The organism is Klebsiella sp. R445 (assembly GCF_051131755.1).
In the GTDB taxonomy this organism is placed as follows: domain Bacteria; phylum Pseudomonadota; class Gammaproteobacteria; order Enterobacterales; family Enterobacteriaceae; genus Klebsiella; species Klebsiella lignicola.
Window position 1 is genome coordinate 2,633,711 of the sequence record NZ_CP180446.1, and the last position, 22,994, is coordinate 2,656,704.

The following is a 22,994-nucleotide window of genomic DNA, read 5'->3' on the forward strand; positions in this document are numbered from 1 at the left end:
GGGGCGTTTTTTTATCCGCGTTCCCCGCTTGCACTTCCCCCGTACAGGGTGTTATTAACAACACCATCCGCTATTTTTTTGCTATGAGTCATCGTATGAATACGATCGCGACCACCACATTGTCGCTGCGCCGCATCACCGCTGAAGATAATGCCGCTATTGCTCAGGTTATCCGCCAGGTTTCTGCGGAGTATGGGCTGACGGCAGATAAAGGCTATACGGTAGCCGATCCGAATCTGGATGAGCTGTTTGAGCTCTACAGCCAGCCGGGATCTGCCTATTGGGTGGTTGAACAGGATGGCCGGGTGGTTGGCGGTGGCGGCGTAGCGCCGCTGGCCCATAGTGAAGCGGATATCTGCGAGCTGCAGAAAATGTATTTCATGACCTCCGCCCGTGGCCAGGGGCTGGCAAAGAAACTGGCGCTGCTGGCGCTGGAACATGCCCGCGAGCAGGGGTTCAAACGCTGCTATCTGGAAACCACCGCCTTTTTGAAAGAAGCCGTCGGGTTATATGAACACCTCGGTTTCCTGCATATCGACGCGCCGCTGGGCCGTACCGGTCATGTGGACTGCGAAGTCCGGATGCTCAAAGCGCTGTAGCTTCTCAGCGCCGTGATCCTCTCCGATGGCGCTTCTGTATGACCGGGCTACGGTTCGTGCGGTTTGGTAGCCCGGACAGGTGCGGAGCACCGCCTCCGGGATTCCCCTCTCTCAGGCGCGAACCGGAATTCCGCTGTGGAAACGCAATTCGGCTTCTGGCGCGAGAATAAGTGCCGCCTCGGCTTCGCCAAGCTGGCGGATCCGCTCGCTGATATCCTCATCGGCAATCTGCTGCGCTAAATCCAGGTAATCCTGATAATGCCGCGCCTCGGAGCGCAGCAGCGACAGATAGAACTTCTGCAGATCGTCATCCAACCACGGCGCCAGTGCCGCAAAACGCTCACAGGAGCGTGCCTCGATATAGGCCCCGCAAATCAGCTTATCGATAAGCATCACCGGTTCGTGGGAACGCACCTCTCTGCGTAATCCGCGCGCGTAGTTGCTGGCGGTCATTTTGACGTACGGGATATCGTGGGCCAGCATCATCTCCCTCACCTGCCAGAAGTGATGCAGCTCCTCTTTAATCAGCAGCACCATACTGTCCACCAGCTGACGCCCCCAGGGGTCATCGGTCTGCGGCATCGTGCTTTTGTTGATCTGCTTATGCAGCGCGACGAAATCCGGCTCGGGCCCCCAGCGGTAGGTAAAGTCTTCATACGGCTTCAGGCAGGCCAGCAGTTCATCGGCCCCGCTTTTATCGGCGACATATTTACGCACCAGCAGCAGCGCGTTCTGCGCCGCTTTAAGCTCGCAGACCATGTGGTCGGTCAGCAGCAGCGGCAGGTTTTCCGGCTTACGGGCTTCATCAATCCATGCCTGCGGCGTCGGGCAGTGGAGAAAATTGAGTACAGGGGCGAGTATTTGCGGGTAGTCCATTAAAGTTCCTTGCTATACGCCAACGGCCGTCGGTCGTCACCGTATCCAACAATACACAGGATCGATCAGGTGTATTAAGGCGAAAAACCCCGACGGCATAGTCGCTATGTCGCCGGGGTTTCTGAGTATCGCCAACAGAGAAGTGCCTGAAGGATGACGTGCAGGCTTGCTTAGTGACGAACGCCGTCGTCGTCTTCATCGACGAGATCTTCGTCGTCTTCTTCGTCACCGTCTTCGCCGTTAGGGTCTTCGTAGTAGGTACCCCAACCGTCATATTCAACGCCGAATTTCTCTGCCAGGTTCAGCAGCTGCTCTACCTGGGCATCAATCAGTTCTACTTTTAACGCACTTTCGCTCAGGATATCGCAGCAGATAACCACTTCGCCTTCTTCGACTTCCAGCTCTTCCGGCTCGGTCACTTCGTAGCCCATTTTGAAAGCTTCTACTGCCACTTTCTCCAGAGTTTCAAAGTCGTCGGCGGAAAGATGGTGTTCGATGGTGTACAGCGCATCAGGGTCGCTGCCGTCTTCGAGCAGTTCTTCGATAATCAGACGCGTTTCTTCACGCTGTTCTTCCAGTAGTTCCGGGTTTGCCATGGCTCGTTCCTCATAATGTGCGACAGATACTTCTATTGTCACATACCGCCGTGATTGCCTCCACCTTTGTGCAAAAGATTTGTGAAACGGGGTTGCAAATGAATATTCATACATATAAATTGAATTTTAATTCAATAAGTGGCTTAAGCCAGCGAGGGAACCATGTCCGCGTTTTATCACAAACATTTTCTAAAGTTGCTCGATTTTACCCCTGCAGAAATCACTGCCCTACTGGCGCTGGCCGCCAGACTGAAAACAGATAAAAAAAACGGCATTGAAATCCAACACCTTGCTGGAAAAAACATCGCGCTCATCTTCGAAAAAGACTCTACCCGTACACGATGCTCTTTCGAAGTTGCCGCATTTGACCAGGGCGCCCGCGTGACCTATCTCGGGCCAAGCGGCAGCCAGATTGGCCATAAAGAATCGATTAAAGATACGGCTCGCGTGCTGGGACGGATGTATGACGGTATTCAGTATCGCGGTCATGGCCAGGAGATCGTCGAGACGCTCGCCAGCTATGCCAGCGTCCCGGTGTGGAATGGTCTGACTAACGAGTTTCACCCTACCCAGCTGCTGGCCGATTTGCTGACCATGCAGGAGCATCTGCCGGGCAAAGCCTTTAACGAAATGACGCTGGTGTATGCCGGTGATGCCCGCAACAACATGGGGAACTCCATGCTTGAAGCCGCCGCGCTGACCGGGCTGGATCTGCGCCTGGTGGCCCCGGCGGACTGCTGGCCGGACGAGAATCTGGTGGCAGAGTGTACGGCGCTGGCGCAGAAGCACGGCGGCAATATCACCCTGACCGAAGATATCGCCGCTGGCGTGAAGGGCGCGGACTTTATTTATACCGACGTCTGGGTTTCTATGGGTGAAGCCAAAGAGAAGTGGGCGGAACGCATCGCGCTGCTGCGTGCCTATCAGGTGAATAGCGAGATGATGGCGCTGACCGGCAACCCACAGGTTAAGTTCCTGCATTGTCTGCCGGCGTTCCATGACGATCAAACCACCCTGGGCCAACAGATGGCCGAAGAGTATGGCCTGCACGGCGGCATGGAAGTGACTGACGAGGTCTTTGAGTCGCCCGCCAGTATCGTCTTCGATCAGGCGGAAAACCGCATGCACACCATTAAAGCGGTGATGGTTGCAACGCTGAGTAAATAACGAAGCATATCCCCGGATGGCGGCGCGCTGCGCGTTATCCGGGCTACCAGACCGTAACGCCGTTATGCCATCCGCACCTTCACAACCACTTTACGCACTTTGGCCGGTTCGCCCGCGGCGCACAGCGGTTTGTGAACTTCGCCCGGGTAAAACACCACAAAGTCACCCTCGCTGAGAATCACGGTTTTCTCCTGCTCGCCGGCGGCGAGAAACGCAATGTCTTTCCCCTCCAGCCAGTCGGTGTCCGGCGTGCCGGCAGGCTGCGTGCTGAAGGTCATCGCCTCCTGACCACGCAGGACAATCTGGATATCCAGATAGCGCGCATGGTACTCCGCGCGGCGGGCAGCAAATGGCTCGGTGGTGTCTTCCGAGACCAGGTAAAACACGTTGTTGCCGTCAATATCGTATTTTCCCGGCAGCGTCGCCTCGGTGACGTGCGCTTTAACATGCTCAATCGCCTGACGCAGCGCGTCCGGCAGCCAGGTTTGCAAATGATGGATGTGACCAACGATCATAATATCCCCCAAAATATAAAACAGCTTTTCATTTTTAATTTTATACGCCCCTTCGCACTGCCATACCACTTCTTTTTTATGGTTTTTTGCGCTGGCGCAGGCTTCCTGAGGCAATCGTTTTCTTGTTTGTGGACTAATCACTTGATCCGAAATTTGAGCTGCATATAATGTCGGTCGATTTGCCGGGAGGAAGCATGGTCTACTGCGTACGACATTCTGTCTTACCGCGTCTGTACACAGGCGCTGGCGTAGCGTTTTTCTTTCCGTTGCTCAATAAATTCTCGAAGCCCCTTATTTAAGGGGCTTTTTTTTTGCCCAGGCGTCAGGAGATAAACATGGCTAACCCGCTATATCAAAAACATATCATTTCCATAAACGATCTCAGCCGAGAAGACCTCGAACTGGTGCTGGCGACCGCTGCAAAACTCAAAGCAAACCCACAGCCGGAACTGCTGAAGCATAAGGTTATCGCCAGCTGCTTCTTTGAAGCCTCCACCCGTACCCGCCTGTCGTTTGAAACCTCGATGCACCGCCTGGGCGCCAGCGTGGTAGGATTCTCTGACAGCAGCAACACCTCGCTGGGCAAAAAAGGGGAAACCCTGGCCGACACCATTTCGGTCATCAGCACCTATGTCGACGCCATCGTGATGCGTCATCCGCAGGAAGGGGCCTCACGGCTGGCGACCGAGTTTTCCGGCGGTATTCCGGTCCTCAACGCCGGCGATGGTGCCAACCAGCACCCGACGCAAACCCTGCTCGATCTGTTCACCATTCAGGAAACCCAGGGGCGCCTGGAAAACCTCAACGTCGCGATGGTCGGCGACCTCAAGTATGGCCGCACCGTCCACTCCCTGACCCAGGCGCTGGCGAAGTTTAACGGCAACCGCTTCTACTTTATCGCTCCGGATGCGTTAGCCATGCCGCAGTACATCCTCGATATGCTGGATGAAAAAGGGATTGCCTGGAGCGTGCATAGCGCCATTGATGAAGTGATGGAGGACGTGGATATTCTCTACATGACCCGCGTGCAGAAAGAGCGTCTCGACCCGTCCGAATACGCCAACGTGAAGGCGCAGTTTGTCCTGCGCGCCGCCGACCTCGAAGGCGCCCGCGAAAATATGAAAGTGCTGCACCCGCTGCCGCGCATTGATGAAATCACCACCGATGTTGATAAAACGCCGCACGCCTGGTACTTCCAGCAGGCCGGGAATGGCATCTTCGCCCGCCAGGCATTACTGGCACTGGTACTCAATAGCGAGCTGGCTCTGTAAGGGGAAACGACCATGACACACGATAATAAACTGCAGGTAGAAGCCATCAAACGTGGCACCGTTATCGACCACATCCCTGCGCAGGTTGGTTTTAAGCTGCTGACGCTGTTTAAGCTGACCGAAACGGATCAGCGCATCACCATCGGCCTGAACCTGCCGTCAGGCGAAATGGGCCGTAAAGACCTGGTGAAAATCGAGAATACCTTCCTGACCGAAGAGCAGGTAAACCAGCTGGCGCTGTATGCCCCGCATGCCACGGTTAACCGTATCGATGATTATGAAGTGGTAGGTAAATTACGCCCTAACCTGCCGGATCGGATTAACAATGTGCTGGTCTGCCCGAACAGCAACTGCATCAGCCACGCCGAGCCAGTCTCCTCGAGCTTCGCGGTCAAAAAACGTGAAAATGATATCGCGCTGAAGTGCAAATATTGTGAAAAAGAGTTTTCACATTATGTGGTTCTGGCCAACTAATTGAGGTTGGTATTGGCTACCCGGCTCCCTATAATGGCCGGGTTCCATACGCGCAATGCTGCAAGCTGCGTCTTTGCCGGCAGCACGGGCCATTCGCCCCCTGCCGCGTCGAGGCAACTCGCAGGATGAAGGGTATATAATGCTGTTATTAAGGAGAACTCATGTCTAAAACTATCGCGACGGAAAATGCACCAGCAGCAATCGGCCCATACGTTCAGGGTGTTGATCTGGGAAGCATGATTATCACTTCCGGCCAGATCCCCGTCGACCCGAAAACCGGTAGCGTGCCGGAAGATGTCGCCACTCAGGCGCGTCAGTCTCTGGACAACGTGAAAGCTATCGTTGAAGCCGCGGGCCTGAAAGTGGGCGATATTGTGAAAACCACCGTCTTCGTTAAAGATCTGAACGACTTTGCCACCGTGAACGCCGCGTATGAAGCGTTCTTCACCGAACATCAGGCCACCTTCCCGGCCCGTTCCTGCGTTGAAGTTGCTCGTCTGCCGAAAGACGTGAAAATCGAGATCGAAGCGATCGCTATTCGCCGCTAATCTCTGCATCACAGCCTGATGGCTTATCCGGCCTGCATTGTTTGCTCAGGCCGGATACATTCACCCCTTCTCACGCATTACATCACGCCAAACAGTTTCGGCAGGAACAGCGAGATCGCCGGAACATAGGTCACCAACAGCAGCACCAGGAACAGCACCGCATAAAACGGCAGCATCGCCTTCACCACCTGCTCTATCTTCTGCTTACTCACCGCACTGGCCACAAACAGCACCGAACCGACCGGCGGCGTGATCAGGCCAATCCCAAGGTTAACCAGCATGATCATCCCGAAGTGGACCGGGTCGATACCCAGCGCGTTGGTCACCGGCAGCAGCACCGGCGTCAGGATCAGTATCAGCGGGGCCATGTCCATCAGCGTACCCACCAACAGCAGCATAATGTTAATGCACATCAGAATGACGTACTTGTTATCCGAGATGCTGGTAAAAGCTTCGGTGATGCGCATCGGCAGCTGCATGTAGGTCATGATGGCACCAAAGGCGGCGGCAAAACCGATCAGGATCATCACGATCGTGACGGTCTTCACCGTGCGATACATCAGCTTTGGCAGCTCGGACCATTTGTAGTCACGGTAGATAAACATGGTGACAAAGAAGGCCCACAGGCAGGCGATCGCCGCCGATTCCGTGGCGGTGAAAATGCCGGAGAGGATCCCGCCCATGATAATCACTACCGTCATCAGGCCCCACAGCGTATCGACAAAGATCGTCAACGCCTGGCGAAACGGCACCCGCTCCCCTTTCGGGTAGCCGCGCTTGTGGGCAAAGCCGACGCACATCACCATCAGGGCAAAACTGAGCAACAGTCCCGGCAGGATCCCGGCGATAAACAGTGCGGCAATCGACACCGTTCCCCCGGTAGCCAGCGAGTAAATCACCGAGTTATGGCTCGGCGGCGTCAGGATCGCCTGGACCGAACCGCTGGCGGTCACCGCCGCCGCAAAGTCACGCGGGTAACCTTTTTTATCCATCTCCGGGATCATCACCGAACCGATAGAGGCAGTATCCGCCACCGATGACCCGGAAATTGCGCCAAAAAAGGTCGAGGCGACAATATTCACCAGCGACAGGCCGCCGCGGATAAACCCGACAAAAATGTAGGCAAAGTTCACCAGCCGCCGCGCAATCCCCCCTTCGGCCATGATCGCCCCGGCGAGGATAAAGAACGGGATCGCCAGCAGCGAGAACTTGTTCACACCGTTGGTCAGCTGGATCATCACCGCCTCCAGCGGGATATCAATATACCAGGCACCAACGATCGCGCTGATCCCCACGGCGTACGCGACCGGCACCCCAATCGCCAGCATGATCGCCAGCGTAAAAACGAGAATAAAGGCATCCATCTGTGTTCCTCTATGCAGTCGGATCGACGATCAACTGGTTGAGCCCAGCATGACGATGGGACGTTGATACTGGTCGCCACGGCAGATCTTTTCGATGATGAACAGCAGCGTGATCGCCGAGCCAATCGGGAGCGGCAGGTAGTTTTCTCCGGCGGTGAGCAGCGGGAACTCCGCGACCGGTTGTTCCCACAGTTCGATACACAGTGAGGAGCCGTACCAGAGGATGAAAATACAGATGGCCATCAGGATAAGATCGGCCACGACGGAGCAGAAACGACGGGCGCTATCGCCCAGACGGTCGGTCACCATGCTGACGGCGATATGTGAACCGGCGCGGTAGCTCACCGCCGCCCCGATAAAGGTGAACGTCACCATGCACAATATGGCTATCGGTTCAGGCCATGACAGCGCGCTGTTCATCACGTAGCGCGCAAATATGCCAACCGGGATCACCGCTACCATCACCAGCAGCGCCAGCCCGGCAATCCACATAGAAATTCGATAAAGTATGTCCATTACCGATGAATAATATTCACCCATCACCATTACCTCGACTGAATAATCAATTCAGGGCGGATGGCATAATCCATCCGCCTGATGAATTACTTCACATCCTGAATTTGCTTGATCAAATCCTGATGGTCTTTACCGTACTTATCCCGCACTGATTGTGTTGCTTTATAGAAATAGTCGGTGTCAATGTCATAAAACTTAACGCCCTGCTGTTTCATGGTTTCCAGCGATTTGGTGTTATAGGCTTCCCACAGCTTGCGTTGCTCGACCTGGGCTTCTTTCGCCAGTTTGATAATTAATTCCTGATCCTCTTTCTTCAGCTTGTCCCACTTTGGTTTAGAGAACAGAAAAAGCTCAGGAATAATGAAATGCTTACTCCAGGTATAATTCTTGGCCACCGGCAGATAGTTATGCGCCACGAAGGTTGGTGGGTTATTTTCCGTGCCGTCAATCACCCCGGTTTGCATGCCGCTGAAGACCTCGCTGGTCCCCATCGCCACCGCGTTGGCCCCCATCGCTTTTAAGGTATCCAGCGCCACCGGGCTAGTCTGTACGCGGATTTTCATCCCCTTTAAATCTTCCGGTTTGGCAACCGGATCTTTGGTAATCAGGTTGCGCGTCCCGGCGTCCATCCAGCCAAGGAACACCAGCCGTGACTTGCTGTTCGCAGTCAGCCGGTCGCCAATTTCCTGGCCGATCATGCCGTCCAGTACGTGGTGCATATGGTCCTCATCGCGGAAGACATACGGCAAGGTGAAGACGTTAATCTCCGGTAAAATCGCCGCTACCGGCGCCATCGACACACGAATAATATCGATCGCGCCGAGCTGCGCCTGCTCAATCATCTGCTTTTCATCGCCCAGCACGCCGCCGGGGAACGTTTTAATATCCAGCCGTCCGTCCGTCGCGGCACTGAGTTTTTCCCCCATGTGTTTTACCGCCACGACGTTAGGATAATCAGCAGGATGAACGTCGGCCGCACGCAGCGTTTGTGCCGCGGTTATCTGCGAGGTCAGCAGGAGTCCACACCCCACGCCCAGACTTAAAAGAGTTTTTCTCAGTTTCATTTACCTTCTCCAGAGATATATAAACGCTAATAGCAAACGGTTTACAGGAACAATGACGGTCTGAATGAAAAGCAGCAGGAAGAAGCTTGTTATTGGTGATGCCAGGGCAGGTTAGCCCCTGTAACAAATTATTACGATGATTATGTTCACAAAAGAAAGAATAACAGAGAGATTTTCAGCACGCTGTTTCATTTTTGCAACGGAGGTCATTTTACGAAAAAAATAATGTCTAAAAGGGAACAATAGTTGTGATCTCTCACACCTTTATCATTTCAAAAAAAATAAAACACAACGTGTTGCGGAGATTATTTTGGCGGGAGCGAAAAGAGAAATGGCTGCCGCAGCAGCCATTATTTGAGATTATTGCCAGCCGTAGCGTCGGCTATAGAAACCTTTCACCATCTGGGTCAGCGTCATATAGCCAACCAGAATAGCAATCAGCCACGGGAAGTAGCTCAGCGGCAGCGCCTGCAGCTGTAAATAGCCCGCCAGCGGTGAGAACGGCAGCGCGATGCCCACCACCATCACCACCAGGGTCATGGCAAACAGCGGCCACGCGGCGCGGCTCTGGATAAACGGAATCCGCCGCGTACGGATCATATGCACAATCAGCGTTTGCGACAGCAGCCCCTCAATAAACCAGCCGGACTGGAACAGCGTCTGCGCTTCCGGCACGTTGGCGTGGAACACCCACCACATCAGGCAGAAGGTCAGAATATCGAAAATCGAGCTGATCGGGCCGAAGAAGACCATGAAGCGCCCCAGTTCCGCAGGGTTCCAGCGCTGCGGCTTGCGGATCTGCTCATCATCGACGTTATCAAACGGGATCGCGACTTGGGATACATCGTACAGCAGGTTCTGGATCAGTAAGTGCAGCGGCAGCATCGGCAGGAACGGCAGAAAGGCGCTCGCCACCAGCACGCTGAAGACGTTACCGAAGTTCGAACTGGCGGTCATTTTGATGTATTTCAGCATGTTAGCGAAAGTACGGCGGCCTTCGATCACCCCCTCTTCCAATACCATCAGGCTTTTTTCCAGCAGAATAATATCTGCCGCTTCCCGGGCAATATCCACCGCGCCATCCACGGAGATGCCGATATCCGCCGCGCGCAGCGCCGGAGCATCGTTGATGCCATCGCCCATAAAGCCGACCACATGCCCTTCGCGCTTCAGCAGCGTCACGATGCGCTCTTTATGCAATGGCGCAAGGCGGGCGAACAGCGTGGTGCGCTTTGCCAGCTGGGCCAGCTCGTCATCGCTCAGCGCTTCAATCTGGCTGCCGATGACCACGTCGCCGGGGTCCAGCCCCACTTCATGGCACACTTTCGCCGCGACCAGTTCGCTATCCCCGGTGAGGATTTTGACGGTAATCCCGCTGGCCTTCAGCGCTTTCAGGGCCGGCGCGGTGGTTTCTTTCGGCGGATCGAGGAAGGCGATGTAGCCTTCGAGAATCAGGTCAGACTCATCGGCCCGCTGGTAGTCGCCTTCGCGGGCCGGCAGATAGCGGGTCGCTACCGCCACCACCCGTAGCCCCTGACGGTTGAGCGTATCGGTCACGCGTTTAATGCGGCGCAGCATGCTGTCGTCCAGCGGCACGATATCGCCGTTGTAGCGCACCTGAGTCGACACATTAAGGATCTCCTGCAGCGCACCTTTGCAGATCAGCTGATGTACCCCTTCCTGCTCACTCACGACCACCGACATGCGGCGACGCTCAAAGTCGAACGGGATCTCATCCACTTTCTGCCAGCGCTCGGAAAGCTGACGCGCCGCGTCGAGTTCAACCCCTTCCAGCACCGCCGTATCGAGCAGGTTTTTCAACCCGGTCTGATAGTGGCTATTCAGCCAGGCGCTGTGCAGTACCCGCTCGCTGACCTTGCCGGAGACGTCAGTGTGGTTTTCCAGCACGATTTTGTCCTGCGTCAGGGTACCGGTTTTATCGGTACACAGGATGTCCATCGCGCCGAAATTCTGGATAGCATCGAGGTGCTTGACGATGACTTTCTGTTTCGAGAGCTTCACCGCCCCGCGCGCCAGGGTCGAGGTGACAATCATCGGCAGCATTTCCGGCGTCAGGCCGACCGCCACCGACAGCGCAAACAGCGCCGCTTCCCACCAGTCGCCCTTGGTAAAGCCGTTAATCAGCAACACCACCGGCGCCATCACCAGCATAAAGCGGATCAGCAGCATGCTGACGCGGCTGATGCCTTTCTGGAAGGCATTCGGCTCGCTCTCCTGCTCGCTAACCCGTCCGGCCAGCTGACCAAACCAGGTGTTGCCGCCGGTCGCAAAGACGATCGCCTGCGCCGTGCCGCTTACCACATTGGTGCCCATAAAGCACAGGGTGTCGCACTCCAGCGGGTTGCTTTGCTGTGGGTCGCGGCTGTGCACCACTTTTTCGACCGGCAGCGATTCACCGGTCAGCGAGGCCTGGGCGACGAACAGATCCCGCGCCTGGAGAATACGCAGGTCCGCGGGGATCATATCTCCCGCCGACAGCTTGACGATATCGCCCGGCACCAGCTGGTCGATAGGCAGCTCGCACCAGCGGCTTTCCCCCTGCTCGTTGACCACTCGCAGCACCGTCGCGGTATTGCTGACCATCGCCTTCAGGGCATCCGCCGCTTTAGTCGAGCGGGCTTCCTGAACAAAGTTGAGTAACGTGGAGATCCCCACCATCAGCGCAATCACGCCGGCGGCAAACAGATCTTCCGTTGCATAAGAGACGATCCCCAACACGGTGAGCAGCAGGTTGAAGGGGTTGCGATAGCAGGTCCACAGATGCACCCACCATGGCGACGGCTTCTGCGCCGGGATCTGGTTGTCACCGAAGCGGGCTATTTTCTCTGTAACTTCGCTAGCGTTCAGCCCTTCCGGGTGGCTGTCGAAGGCGCGCCAGAGTTCATTGTCGTCCATCGCCGCCACGTTCAGGCAGTGCTTGCCTAGCGAGTCAGGAATCGGCGTACTGGCCAGATGGCGGGCGTCCGGTAACGGGTCACGCTGAACCAGTCGGCGTGGCAAATGGCGGCTGAGCTGAGCAAACAGCTGCCGGGTCATATTTTTCAACATAAACAGTCCCTCCGCGCTCGCACAAGCGAACGCAGCACAACTGACAGGCGCAACAAAACGCTACCTGTCAGGTATTATTTTTTTATGGCAGGGACATCAAGGACGTCACTGCTTTACGCTTCCGGTAAAGCAGTGCTAAGCAGGCTTACCGGAAAAGAGAGTTACTCCATCGAGGATGAGGAGTGGGATCGGGGTCCATAAAATCTCCGGTAAGTGAGGAAAAACGGCGCAGACTATAGCGCAACCAGCGGGCAAGTTGAACCCGCTGTCACCAATAATAACCCCGCGTAACTAAACCAGACGTAAACCAGACTTTGCTCATTGCGGTTTGGTTGAGTAGCATTAGGCTCACTAAATTGGATGACCACGAGAACCCTGCATGCAAAACCGGCTGACCATTAAAGATATCGCGCGCTTAAGCGGCGTCGGGAAATCGACGGTATCCCGCGTGCTCAACAATGAAAGCGGCGTAAACGAACGCACCCGTGAACGGGTCGAAGCGGTGATGCTGCAGCATGGTTTCTCGCCTTCCCGTTCCGCCCGGGCGATGCGTGGTCAAAGCGACAAAGTGGTGGCCATTATCGTCACCCGTCTTGATTCGCTGTCGGAAAACCTGGCCGTACAGACCATGCTACCGGCCTTCTACGAGCAGGGTTTCGATCCGATTATGATGGAAAGCCAGTTCTCTCCGGCGCTGGTCGGGGAGCATCTGGGGATCCTTGCCCGCCGCAATATCGATGGCGTGGTGCTGTTTGGTTTTACCGGCATCACCGAAGAGATGCTGACGCCCTGGCGCGAATCGATGGTGCTGCTGGCGCGCGACGCGCCGGGCTTCGCCTCGGTCTGCTACGACGACAACGGCGCGGTCAACCTGCTGATGCAGCGCCTGTACGACAGCGGGCATCGCCACATCAGTTTTCTCGGGGTGCCCCATAGCGACGTCACGACCGGGCAGCGCCGCCATCAGGCCTATCTCGATTTCTGCGCGCAGCACCAGCTCACCCCGTCCGCCGCCCTGCCGGGCCTGGCGATGAAACAGGGCTACGACAATGTCGCCAGCGTGCTGACGCCGGAGACCAGCGCGCTGTTGTGCGCCACCGATACCCTCGCCCTTGGCGCCAGTAAGTATTTGCAGGAACAGCAGATTGCCCACCTGCAGGTTGCCAGCGTCGGCAGCACGCCGCTGATGAAGTTTCTTCACCCGGAGATTGTCACCGTCAACCCAGGCTACGCCGAGGCCGGGCGCCAGGCTGCCCAGCAGCTGATCGCGCAGATCGCCGGCCAGACAGAACCCCGCCAGATCGTGATTCCCGCCGCGCTTATTTGAGCCCTGAGGATGGATTTATGTGATCCTCGCTGCGTTTCGGGAACGTTCCCATTTTGAAATTCCCACGGACCCGTTAGGATTCGTCTCAGGTCATTACGCAATCTCTTCCCTCTGTTTTGAGGCCTCATAATGAGTAAAGTAAATCAGCAGGACATCGATAAATTGATCGAACTGGTGGGCGGGCGCGATAACATTGCTACCGTCAGCCACTGCATTACCCGTCTGCGCTTTGTGCTGAACAATCCGGCCATTGCCAAACCCAAAGAGATCGAACAGCTGCGCATGGTGAAGGGCTGCTTCACCAACGCCGGGCAGTTCCAGGTGGTGATTGGCACGGAAGTGGACGATTACTACAAGGCGCTACTGGCGACCACCGGCCAGGCATCTGCTGATAAAGAGCAGGCTAAACAGGCTGCGCGACAAAATATGAAGTGGCACGAGCAGCTGATCTCGCATTTTGCCGAGATCTTCTTCCCGCTGCTGCCGGCGCTGATCAGCGGCGGCCTGATCCTCGGCTTCCGTAACGTGATCGGCGATCTGCCGATGAGCAACGGGCAGACGCTGGCGCAAATGCACCCGTCGCTGCAAACCATTTATGACTTCCTGTGGCTGATTGGCGAAGCCATCTTCTTCTACCTGCCGGTCGGTATCTGCTGGTCAGCGGTGAAGAAAATGGGCGGGACGCCGATCCTCGGCATCGTGCTCGGCGTGACCCTTGTTTCTCCGCAGTTGATGAACGCCTATATGCTGGGTCAGCAGGTGCCGGAAGTGTGGAACTTCGGTCTGTTTACTATTGCGAAAGTTGGCTACCAGGCGCAGGTTATCCCGGCGCTGCTGGCAGGCCTGGCGCTGGGCTTCATCGAAACCCGCCTCAAACGCATCGTTCCTGACTACCTCTATCTGGTGGTGGTGCCGGTATGTTCGCTGATTCTGGCGGTCTTCCTTGCTCACGCCTTTATCGGCCCGTTTGGCCGCATGATCGGCGACGGCGTGGCCTTCGCAGTGCGTCACCTGATGACCGGCAGCTTTGCGCCGATTGGCGCCGCCCTGTTCGGCTTCCTGTATGCCCCGCTGGTAATTACCGGGGTCCATCAGACGACGCTGGCTATTGATATGCAGATGATTCAGAGCATGGGCGGCACCCCGGTGTGGCCGTTAATTGCCCTGTCTAACATCGCCCAGGCATCAGCGGTCGTCGGCATTATCATCGCCAGCCGTAAACAGAACGAACGTGAAATTTCGGTCCCGGCCGCTATCTCGGCCTACCTTGGGGTCACGGAACCGGCCATGTACGGGATCAACCTGAAATACCGCTTCCCGATGCTCTGCGCGATGATCGGCTCCGGCCTTGCCGGGCTGCTGTGTGGCCTGAACGGCGTGATGGCGAACGGTATCGGCGTCGGCGGGCTGCCGGGGATCCTCTCCATCCAGCCAACTTACTGGCAGGTCTTCGGGTTAGCGATGGTCATCGCGGTAGTGGTGCCGATTACGCTCACCACGATCGTCTACCAGCGTAAATTCCGCCAGGGCACCTTACAGATTGTCTGATTTTATCTTTCGGGGCGCGATAGCGCCCCTTCGTTGTAGCAGGAAAGCGATATGAATACCCTTCCCCACTGGTGGCAAAACGGCGTTATTTACCAAATTTATCCGAAGAGTTTCCAGGACACGACCGGCAGCGGCACCGGCGATCTGCGCGGAGTCACCTCGCGCCTCGACTATCTGCAAACCCTCGGCGTGGACGCTATCTGGCTGACGCCGTTCTACGTCTCACCGCAGGTGGACAACGGCTACGATGTCGCGAATTACACCGCCATCGATCCCACTTACGGCACGCTGGATGATTTCGACGAACTGGTGGCTGAGGCCAAAGTGCGCGGGATCCGCATCGTGCTGGATATGGTCCTCAACCATACCTCGACCGCACACGCCTGGTTTCGCGAATCGTTAAACAAAGAGAGCCCCTACCGCCAGTTTTACATCTGGCGCGATGGCGAGCCCACCACCCCGCCGAACAACTGGCGCTCGAAATTTGGCGGCAACGCCTGGCAGTGGCACGCCGAGAGCGGGCAGTACTATCTGCATCTGTTCGCCACGGAGCAGGCCGATCTCAACTGGGAAAACCCGGCGGTACGGGAAGAGCTCAAAAAGGTGTGCGAATTCTGGGCCGACCGCGGCGTCGACGGCCTGCGCCTTGATGTGGTTAACCTGATTTCAAAAGATCAGACCTTCCCGACGGATGACCAGGGCGACGGACGCCGTTTTTATACCGACGGCCCGCGGGTTCATGAGTTCCTGCAGGAGATGAGCCGCGATGTCTTCATCCCGCGTCAGCTGATGACGGTGGGCGAGATGTCCTCCACTTCACTGGAACATTGCCAGCAGTATGCGGCGCAGGACGGCCGCGAGCTGTCGATGACCTTTAACTTCCACCATCTGAAGGTCGATTATCCCGGCGGTGAAAAGTGGTCCCTGGCGCGTCCTGACTACGTGGCGCTCAAAGCGCTGTTCAGCCACTGGCAACAGGGGATGCACAACCGGGCATGGAATGCGCTGTTCTGGTGTAACCACGATCAGCCGCGCATCGTGTCGCGCTTCGGGGATGAAGGTGAATACCGGGTTCCGGCGGCGAAAATGCTGGCGATGGTACTGCACGGCATGCAGGGCACCCCGTATATTTATCAGGGTGAAGAGATTGGCATGACCAACCCGCACTTCTCGGACATCAACGCGTATCGCGACGTGGAAAGCCACAACATGTTTATTGAACGCTCGGCGCAGGGACAGGCGCCGGATGAGCTGCTGGCGATCCTCGCCAGTAAGTCGCGCGATAACAGCCGCACACCGATGCAGTGGGACCGCCGCGCCCAGGGCGGCTTTACCACCGGCGAGCCGTGGATTTCCCTGTGTGATAACTATCAGACCATCAATGCCGAAGCGGCGCTGGCAGACCCGGACTCCGTGTTTTACACCTACCAGCAGCTGATTACATTACGCAAGACCACACCGGTGCTGATCTGGGGCGATTATCAGGATCTCCTGGCGGAACATCCTGCGCTGTGGTGCTATCGCCGCCAGTGGCAGGGCAAAACCCTGGTCGTCGCCGCCAACCTGAGTCGCGAGTTCCAGAGCTGGCATCACCGCGAGATGGAGGGCGACTGGCAGGTGCTGATGAGCAACTACCCGGAAGCAGCCAACCGCCCTGCGGCCATGACGCTGCGTCCGTTTGAAGCCATCTGGTGGTTGCAGGAGTAACCTTTCCCCTGATTGCACGGCGCTCAACCGGGCTACGGGTGCCGTTCCCGCGGCCCGGACAGGGGCGAATCACATGACGCTGGCCGGTGCCAGCGTTTTTGCCTTCTCCCCGCCAATTTCCGCTTATTTTTTAGTCTGATAAATTTACATTCCGCGCGGGTGCCCAGCCTGCGTACTCTCGTCTTTTTACTTTGTCCTGCATCAATAAAATAGCAAACATCTTTGATGCAAATCACTACATATAGAACTTAAAATGCGTGCCGGCCCTACATATGGTATCAATCGTCTATTATGTCACCATAGCCCATCGAACTCTGGCGGTGATGGGATGTGGATAAAAAGGGCCGGAACCGGAGCAACACGGCGGCAGGTATAGCCCCAGTGACTTCGGCATACCTTCCGCCTCTGTGGATAACCTGTTCTATAAAGTATGGAGTGATCATGACACCGCATGTGATGAAACGCGATGGCTGTAAAGTGCCGTTCAAGTCAGAGCGCATTAATGAAGCAATTCTGCGTGCAGCTAAAGCAGCGGGAGTCGATGACGCAGACTATTGCGCCACCGTCGCAGAAGTCGTTAGCCAGCAAATGCAAGGCCGCGCCCAGGTTGATATCAACGAGATCCAGACCGCCGTTGAGAACCAGCTGATGGCCGGCCCGTACAAGCAACTGGCGCGTGCCTACATTGAATATCGCCATGACCGCGATAGCCAACGTGAAAAGCGCGGCCGTCTGAACCAGGAGATTCGTGGACTGGTTGAGCAGACCAACTCGGCGTTACTCAACGAGAACGCCAACAAAGACAGCAAAGTCATCCCGACCCAGCGCGACCTGCTGGCCGGTATCGTCGCCAAACATTACGCCCGTCAGCATCTGCTGCCGCACGACGTAGTCATGGCTCACGAGCGTGGCGTGATTCACTATCACGACCTCGACTATTCGCCGTTCTTCCCGATGTTCAACTGTATGCTGATCGACCTGAAAGGCATGCTGACCCACGGCTTTAAGATGGGCAACGCCGAGATCGAACCGCCGAAGTCTATCTCTACCGCCACCGCCGTCACGGCGCAGATTATTGCGCAGGTCGCCAGCCATATTTATGGCGGCACCACCATTAACCGTATTGATGAAGTGCTCGCGCCGTTCGTCACCGAGAGTTTCAATAAGCATCGTAAAATTGCCGAAGAGTGGCAGATCCCGGATGCCGAAGGTTACGCCCATTCTCGCACCGAAAAAGAGTGTTACGACGCCTTCCAGTCGCTGGAATACGAAGTGAATACCCTGCATACCGCCAATGGGCAGACGCCGTTCGTCACCTTTGGCTTTGGTCTGGGTACCAGTTGGGAATCCCGCCTGATTCAGCAGTCGATTCTGCGTAACCGTATCGCCGGCCTCGGTAAAAACCGCAAAACGGCGGTGTTCCCGAAACTGGTCTTTGCTATCCGCGACGGCCTGAACCACAAGTTCGGCGATGCCAACTATGACATCAAGCAGCTGGCGCTGGAGTGCGCAAGCAAGCGCATGTACCCGGATATCCTCAACTACGACCAGGTGGTGAAGGTGACCGGTTCGTTTAAAACCCCGATGGGCTGCCGCAGCTTCCTCGGCGAGTGGGAAAACGAAAACGGCGAAGAAGTTCACGACGGGCGTAACAACATCGGGGTAATCAGCCTCAACCTGCCGCGCATTGCCCTGGAAGCCAAAGGCGACGAAACGGCATTCTGGACACTGCTGGACGAGCGCCTGCAGCTGGCGCGTAAAGCGCTGATGACGCGTATTGCGCGCCTCGAAGGCGTCAAAGCGCGCGTGGCACCGATTCTGTATATGGAAGGGGCCTGCGGCGTGCGCCTGAAGGCCGATGACGACGTCTCTGAAATCTTCAAAAACGGTCGCGCGTCAATCTCCCTGGGCTACATTGGCATTCACGAGACCATTAACGCGCTGGCGGGCGAAACCCACATGTACGACAGCGAAGCGCTGCGTGCCAAAGGTGTTGCCATCGTGCAGCGTCTGCGTGATGCCGTGGACCAATGGAAAGACGAAACCGGATATGGGTTCAGCCTCTACAGCACACCGAGCGAAAACCTCTGCGATCGCTTCTGCCGTCTGGATACCGCCGAATTTGGCGTGATCCCGGGCGTAACGGACAAAGGCTACTACACCAACAGCTTCCACCTCGACGTCGAGAAGAAGGTAAACCCGTACGACAAGATAGACTTCGAAGCGGCTTACCCGCCAATCGCCAACGGCGGCTTCATCTGCTACGGCGAGTACCCGAATATTCAGCACAATCTGAAAGCGCTGGAAGATGTCTGGGATTACAGCTATCAGCACGTGCCGTATTACGGCACCAACACGCCGATCGACGAGTGCTACGAGTGCGGCTTTACCGGTGAGTTCGAATGTACCAGTAAAGGCTTTACCTGCCCGAAATGCGGCAACCACGACGCCGCCCGCGTGTCGGTGACCCGTCGCGTGTGCGGTTACCTCGGCAGCCCGGACGCCCGTCCATTCAACGCTGGCAAGCAGGAAGAGGTAAAACGCCGCGTCAAACACCTCGGCAACGGCCAACTCGGCTAATCTCGCCGCCGTCCCCCCGGATAGCGCCGCCAGCGGCCTGTCCGGGCTACACATCTGGGTTGGTTTTCGCTTTTCGCACAGCAATTGGCGTCAGAACCAGGCGGCAAGCGAAAGAATCCCTGGGAGCTGACATCGGTCAGCGACCGGGGTGAATGAGCGCAGCCAACGCAGTAATGGCGTTAATTGAGAAGCGAAAATGAATTATCACCAGTACTACCCCGTAGATATCGTCAACGGACCTGGAACACGCTGCACCCTGTTTGTCTCCGGCTGCGTCCATGAATGCCCCGGCTGCTACAACAAAAGCACCTGGCGGCTGAACTCCGGGCAGCCTTTCACTCAGGAAATGGAAGACCGGATCATCGCCGATCTCAACGACACTCGTATCACCCGCCAGGGCCTGTCGCTCTCCGGCGGCGATCCGCTGCACCCGCAGAACGTGCCGCACATTCTGCGGTTAGTGAAGCGCATTCACGCAGAGTGCAAAGGGAAAGACATCTGGGTCTGGACCGGCTACAAGCTGGCGGAGCTGGACGACGCGCAGATGGCGGTAGTGGGTTTGATTAACGTGCTGATCGACGGCAAGTTTGTGCAGGATTTAAAAGATCCGGCGCTGATCTGGCGCGGCAGCAGCAATCAGGTGGTTCACCACCTGCGCTGAGTTAAAAGCGGCTGACGCACTCCATCGCCACCGTTTTAAACTCGTCAAAACTGCGGGTGGTGGCAAGACGGGCCATGGCGCGTTCGCGCAGGAAGGTCACGAAAATATCATAGATCGCCATCGCCTCTTCATACTCGCTCTTACTGATCGCCAGCAAAAAGACGATATGCGCGGTTTCATCGCCCCAGGCGATGCCGTTCGGCGCAATCACGGTATAGACCACGGTTTTTTGCGCCAGCAGACCGAGGGCGTGAGGCAGCGCAATGCCGTCCCCCAGCATGGTGCTGACGATCGCTTCACGCTCAACCACCGAATCATGGAACCCGGCATCGACAAAACCTTCCTGCTGTAGCTGCTGGCACAGTTCGGCAAACAACGTCTGCTGGTCGACAGGCGCGTCGATCACCCGGAAATGAGCCTCATCGAAATACTTATTCAGCACCCAGGGGCGAGTCCGGTCCACCAGCACCAGCTTGCCTATTTGGTCCAGTTGATAATCCGTCGGGAACGGCGCAATCGTCACCACCGGCTTATCTTTTTCGCCAATCCACACGGTAGAGACCACGAAATCTTCCGCGATGCTCTCCAGTTGCTCATATTCCCGCTGCGATAGCGTGGCGGCAATCTCAAGCTGCGGATACTTCCGCTGCAAAATCGCCTCGATCATCCGCACCATCGCATTGCTGGTATCACACACCAGCAGCACCCGCGGCTGGCGCTGATAACCGATGTTGTAATGACGCTCCAGCCCTACGCCGACGTGCAGCACCAGGAAGCCAATTTCGTTTTCGCTAATGGTATAGGGAGTGTATTTACCCCAGCTGCTCACCGCCGCGAGGGTCATATCCCACGACATCGGATAGTGCTGCTTAATGTTATCGAGCAGCGGGTTAGGGATCATGATCTGATAGCGCACCCGGGTGATCATGGTCTTAATGTGGGTCAGCAGATCGGCATGCAGCTGGGCGTCGTCCAGCAGGTTGTAGTTATACTGGCTGTTGATGTAGTTCAGGATGTAGTTCACTAGCGCTTCGCCATCGTCGGCGCTGATGGTGCCCGGGTCGACTTCCTGGACCTGACGGGCGGCAAGGTGGACGCACAGCCACTCTTCTTCCGCCAGCGAGAGGGTTTTCCCCGCCTGCTGCTGCAGGACGGCGGCCAGCTCCCGTGCGGCATCCCGCACGTTCTGCGCGACATCTTCGGCGCTAAACTCGGCCAGCGGGTAGCCCTGGCTAACGCGATGGACCACTACGGCGCTGTACAGCCGGATAAAGCGCTCCCCTTCATCGGTCAGGCGAACCTGGTGGCGGGTCAGGATCTCCTGCAGCAGGCCCCCCAGCTGCTCCTGAACATCAGAATTTAACGCCTCTTCCCCCATCAGCGGGTTCAACCCGCCCTGCTGCACCTGCTGCCATAGCAGATCGGTCAGGCAGGCGCGAATCGATACTTCGCTGCCGAACAAGCGCATGCCGTGACGCGGGCGCGTCTCCAGGGCCAACTGATAGCGCTGAAAACGTTCGCGCACCTCGACCATATCGTTTTGCAGGGTCGCGCGGCTGACGAACCACTCGTCCGCCAGATCTTCAAGCTTGATAGAGAACGCCGAGGTCAAAAAGCGCACCAGCAGAAAGTTGATGCGGTCCTGGGCGGTTCGCGGAATATGTTGCGGCTTTGGCGCGCTCGCCTCCAGGGTCTGGTAGCGCGACGGATCGTCGATTTTCAGTTGATAGCCGCTGCCGCGGGTCAGGATAAATTGCGCGCCGTACTGCTCTAACAGCGCGTTAAGCGCGGTGATATCGGCGCGGACGGTACGGGTAGAAACCGACAGCCGCTGCGCCAGTTCATCCTGGGGCAGCGTTTCGTTTTGCAGCAAGGTAAACAGTTGCGCTAAACGTTGGTTGGGAAATCGCATGTCAGTTCCTTCTCTTTACGGCTCACGGTTGAGCGGAGATCACCATCTGTGATGGACTGCCTACCGGGGTGTATTCCGGGGCAAAAGTCAGTTTGCCGCTCCTGGCCGCAACGCTAAAACGGGTAATATTATCACTACGTTGGTTCATGACGTACAGCCATTGCCCCTGATTATCCAGCGTCAACGTGCGGGGGTAGTCGCCACGGGTCCAGATATCTTCCTGATGGCTCAGGCTGCCGTCGGCCAGCACGCTAAAGTGGGCAATACTGTTATGCAGACGGTTGGCGACATACAGTTGCTTCCCATCGGGGCTGAGCACCAGGCCCGCGGCGAAACTGGTGCCTTTGTACTCCTTCGGCAGCGCCGAGATCGTTTTGCCCTCACGCAGCAGCCCGCTTTTCTTGTCGAGATGATAGAAGGTCAGCGTCGAGGCTTCTTCGTTAATCAGCCACAGGCCGTCGCCCTTCGGCGTAAAGACAAAGTGACGTGGCCCGGCCCCTTCCGACGATGCGGCAATAAACGGCGGGTCGTTCGGCGTCAGGGTACCGCTGCGGTTATCGAACCGGTACTGATAGATACGATCCAGCCCCAGATCGGTGGAAAACACATATTGCCCGCCAGGATCGGCGGCGATCATATGGGCATGAGGGCCGTTATGATCGCTGATGGCGAAGCTGCCCTCGACGGCCGCTGCCGGACTTTCTGCGCCGGCGGGGCCTTCGTCCTGGTGGCTATCCACCGCCTCGCCCAGGCTGCCATCGTCTTTCACCGGCAATACCGCGACCGAGCCGCTAACGTAGTTCGCCACCAGCAGATGGCGACCGTCCGGCGTCAGCGACAGATACACCGGCCCGGCCCCCGCCGAAGAGACCTGATTGAGATCGGTCAGTTCACCATTGGATTCAACTCGCCACGCCTGCACCACCCCTTTTTCGACTTCGCTGGCGGCATACAGGGTTTTACCATCCCGCGACACGGTCAGTTGCGCAACGTTCTGCAACGAACTGACCAGCGCTTTATCACGGAGCGCGCCGGTTTTGCTGTCGACGGTAAACCGATACAGCCCCTCCCCGTTGGGATTATAGGTACCTACCCAGGCATATTGGGTTTGCGCACAGGCGCTGGTAGCCAGCAGGGAAAGTGATGCAGCAAGCAGGTGACGAGCGGTTGGCATAGCGACTCCTTGAGGGTGCAATGAGG

The 22,994-nt window shown here is 56.8% G+C and carries 22 protein-coding genes; 12 read left to right on the forward strand and 10 right to left on the reverse strand.

Going from position 1 to position 22,994, the window contains the following annotated elements; genetic code table 11:
* Window positions 1–95: 95 nt before the first annotated feature.
* Window positions 96–599, forward strand: coding sequence for a GNAT family N-acetyltransferase (locus tag ACMYSN_RS12295; RefSeq protein WP_123757983.1), 504 nt, complete (start codon window positions 96–98; stop codon window positions 597–599).
* 111 nt (window positions 600–710) lie between these two features.
* Here ACMYSN_RS12295 and miaE read toward each other — a convergent pair whose 3' ends face one another.
* Together miaE and rraB are read right to left on the reverse strand one after the other, a co-directional pair.
* Entirely contained in the window at window positions 711–1,475 is a 765-nt protein-coding gene (miaE, locus tag ACMYSN_RS12300) for a ferritin family protein (RefSeq protein WP_462498162.1), read from the reverse strand.
* Window positions 1,476–1,645: 170 nt separating this feature from the next.
* Window positions 1,646–2,071, reverse strand: coding sequence for a ribonuclease E inhibitor RraB (gene rraB / locus ACMYSN_RS12305; protein WP_123757915.1), 426 nt, complete (start codon window positions 2,069–2,071; stop codon window positions 1,646–1,648).
* Between the two features lie 162 nt (window positions 2,072–2,233).
* On the opposite strand from rraB, the gene argF reads away from it, so the two are divergent.
* A complete protein-coding gene (gene argF, locus ACMYSN_RS12310; protein WP_462498163.1) occupies window positions 2,234–3,238 on the forward strand; it encodes an ornithine carbamoyltransferase in 1,005 nt (334 codons plus the stop codon).
* 62 nt (window positions 3,239–3,300) lie between these two features.
* On the opposite strand, the gene ACMYSN_RS12315 is transcribed toward argF, so the two are convergent.
* Entirely contained in the window at window positions 3,301–3,753 is a 453-nt protein-coding gene (locus ACMYSN_RS12315) for a NanQ anomerase/TabA/YiaL family protein (RefSeq protein ID WP_462498164.1), read from the reverse strand.
* 194 nt (window positions 3,754–3,947) lie between these two features.
* On the opposite strand from ACMYSN_RS12315, the gene ACMYSN_RS12320 reads away from it, so the two are divergent.
* From ACMYSN_RS12320 to ridA, 5 genes are all read left to right on the forward strand, one after another.
* Window positions 3,948–4,052, forward strand: a complete 105-nt coding sequence (locus tag ACMYSN_RS12320; RefSeq protein ID WP_462498165.1) for a pyrBI operon leader peptide — start codon at window positions 3,948–3,950, stop codon at window positions 4,050–4,052.
* Window positions 4,027–4,086 (forward strand): pyrBI operon leader peptide, encoded by a 60-nt coding sequence (locus ACMYSN_RS12325; protein ID WP_112150686.1) that lies wholly within the window; start codon window positions 4,027–4,029, stop codon window positions 4,084–4,086. The genes ACMYSN_RS12320 and ACMYSN_RS12325 overlap by 26 nt, the downstream gene beginning before the upstream one ends.
* 2 nt (window positions 4,087–4,088) lie before the next feature.
* Complete coding sequence (pyrB, locus tag ACMYSN_RS12330; RefSeq protein WP_174509856.1) at window positions 4,089–5,024, forward strand: aspartate carbamoyltransferase; 936 nt, start codon at window positions 4,089–4,091, stop codon at window positions 5,022–5,024.
* Window positions 5,025–5,036: 12 nt separating this feature from the next.
* Window positions 5,037–5,498: an aspartate carbamoyltransferase regulatory subunit gene (pyrI, locus tag ACMYSN_RS12335; RefSeq protein ID WP_123757911.1), complete on the forward strand. Its 462-nt coding sequence runs from the start codon at window positions 5,037–5,039 to the stop codon at window positions 5,496–5,498.
* A 161-nt stretch (window positions 5,499–5,659) separates the two neighbouring features.
* The gene (ridA, locus tag ACMYSN_RS12340; RefSeq protein WP_462498166.1) at window positions 5,660–6,046 is read left to right on the forward strand and encodes a RidA family protein; all 387 of its coding nucleotides are present in this window, start codon (window positions 5,660–5,662) and stop codon (window positions 6,044–6,046) included.
* Between the two features lie 77 nt (window positions 6,047–6,123).
* Here ridA and ACMYSN_RS12345 read toward each other — a convergent pair whose 3' ends face one another.
* The 5 genes from ACMYSN_RS12345 to mgtL form a co-directional block, all read right to left on the reverse strand.
* The gene (locus ACMYSN_RS12345) at window positions 6,124–7,410 is read right to left on the reverse strand and encodes a TRAP transporter large permease (RefSeq protein ID WP_123757909.1); all 1,287 of its coding nucleotides are present in this window, start codon (window positions 7,408–7,410) and stop codon (window positions 6,124–6,126) included.
* A gap of 30 nt (window positions 7,411–7,440) precedes the next feature.
* Complete coding sequence (locus ACMYSN_RS12350; protein WP_123757908.1) at window positions 7,441–7,950, reverse strand: TRAP transporter small permease; 510 nt, start codon at window positions 7,948–7,950, stop codon at window positions 7,441–7,443.
* A 62-nt stretch (window positions 7,951–8,012) separates the two neighbouring features.
* Window positions 8,013–8,990: a TRAP transporter substrate-binding protein gene (locus tag ACMYSN_RS12355; protein ID WP_462498167.1), complete on the reverse strand. Its 978-nt coding sequence runs from the start codon at window positions 8,988–8,990 to the stop codon at window positions 8,013–8,015.
* A 360-nt stretch (window positions 8,991–9,350) separates the two neighbouring features.
* Window positions 9,351–12,059: a magnesium-translocating P-type ATPase gene (gene mgtA, locus ACMYSN_RS12360; protein ID WP_462498168.1), complete on the reverse strand. Its 2,709-nt coding sequence runs from the start codon at window positions 12,057–12,059 to the stop codon at window positions 9,351–9,353.
* A 145-nt stretch (window positions 12,060–12,204) separates the two neighbouring features.
* Complete coding sequence (gene mgtL, locus ACMYSN_RS12365) at window positions 12,205–12,258, reverse strand: mgtA regulatory leader peptide MgtL (RefSeq protein ID WP_227540168.1); 54 nt, start codon at window positions 12,256–12,258, stop codon at window positions 12,205–12,207.
* Between the two features lie 180 nt (window positions 12,259–12,438).
* On the opposite strand from mgtL, the gene treR reads away from it, so the two are divergent.
* The 5 genes from treR to nrdG all read left to right on the forward strand — a co-directional run bounded on the left by treR (window position 12,439) and on the right by nrdG (window position 19,882).
* Window positions 12,439–13,386 carry a trehalose operon repressor TreR gene (treR, locus tag ACMYSN_RS12370; RefSeq protein WP_462498169.1) on the forward strand — a complete coding sequence of 316 codons (948 nt, stop codon included), beginning with the start codon at window positions 12,439–12,441 and terminating at the stop codon, window positions 13,384–13,386.
* A 129-nt stretch (window positions 13,387–13,515) separates the two neighbouring features.
* Window positions 13,516–14,934, forward strand: a complete 1,419-nt coding sequence (treB, locus tag ACMYSN_RS12375; RefSeq protein ID WP_123757904.1) for a PTS trehalose transporter subunit IIBC — start codon at window positions 13,516–13,518, stop codon at window positions 14,932–14,934.
* Window positions 14,935–14,985: 51 nt separating this feature from the next.
* Window positions 14,986–16,641, forward strand: coding sequence for an alpha,alpha-phosphotrehalase (gene treC, locus ACMYSN_RS12380; RefSeq protein ID WP_462495062.1), 1,656 nt, complete (start codon window positions 14,986–14,988; stop codon window positions 16,639–16,641).
* A gap of 441 nt (window positions 16,642–17,082) precedes the next feature.
* On the forward strand, window positions 17,083–19,221 hold the full coding sequence (gene nrdD / locus ACMYSN_RS12385) for an anaerobic ribonucleoside-triphosphate reductase (RefSeq protein WP_462495063.1): 2,139 nt from the start codon (window positions 17,083–17,085) through the stop codon (window positions 19,219–19,221).
* A 196-nt stretch (window positions 19,222–19,417) separates the two neighbouring features.
* A complete protein-coding gene (nrdG, locus tag ACMYSN_RS12390) occupies window positions 19,418–19,882 on the forward strand; it encodes an anaerobic ribonucleoside-triphosphate reductase-activating protein (RefSeq protein ID WP_462495064.1) in 465 nt (154 codons plus the stop codon).
* Window position 19,883: 1 nt separating this feature from the next.
* On the opposite strand, the gene ACMYSN_RS12395 is transcribed toward nrdG, so the two are convergent.
* Window positions 19,884–21,794: a BglG family transcription antiterminator gene (locus ACMYSN_RS12395; RefSeq protein WP_462495065.1), complete on the reverse strand. Its 1,911-nt coding sequence runs from the start codon at window positions 21,792–21,794 to the stop codon at window positions 19,884–19,886.
* Between the two features lie 22 nt (window positions 21,795–21,816).
* Complete coding sequence (locus ACMYSN_RS12400; protein ID WP_462495066.1) at window positions 21,817–22,968, reverse strand: lactonase family protein; 1,152 nt, start codon at window positions 22,966–22,968, stop codon at window positions 21,817–21,819.
* Window positions 22,969–22,994 lie beyond the last annotated feature (26 nt).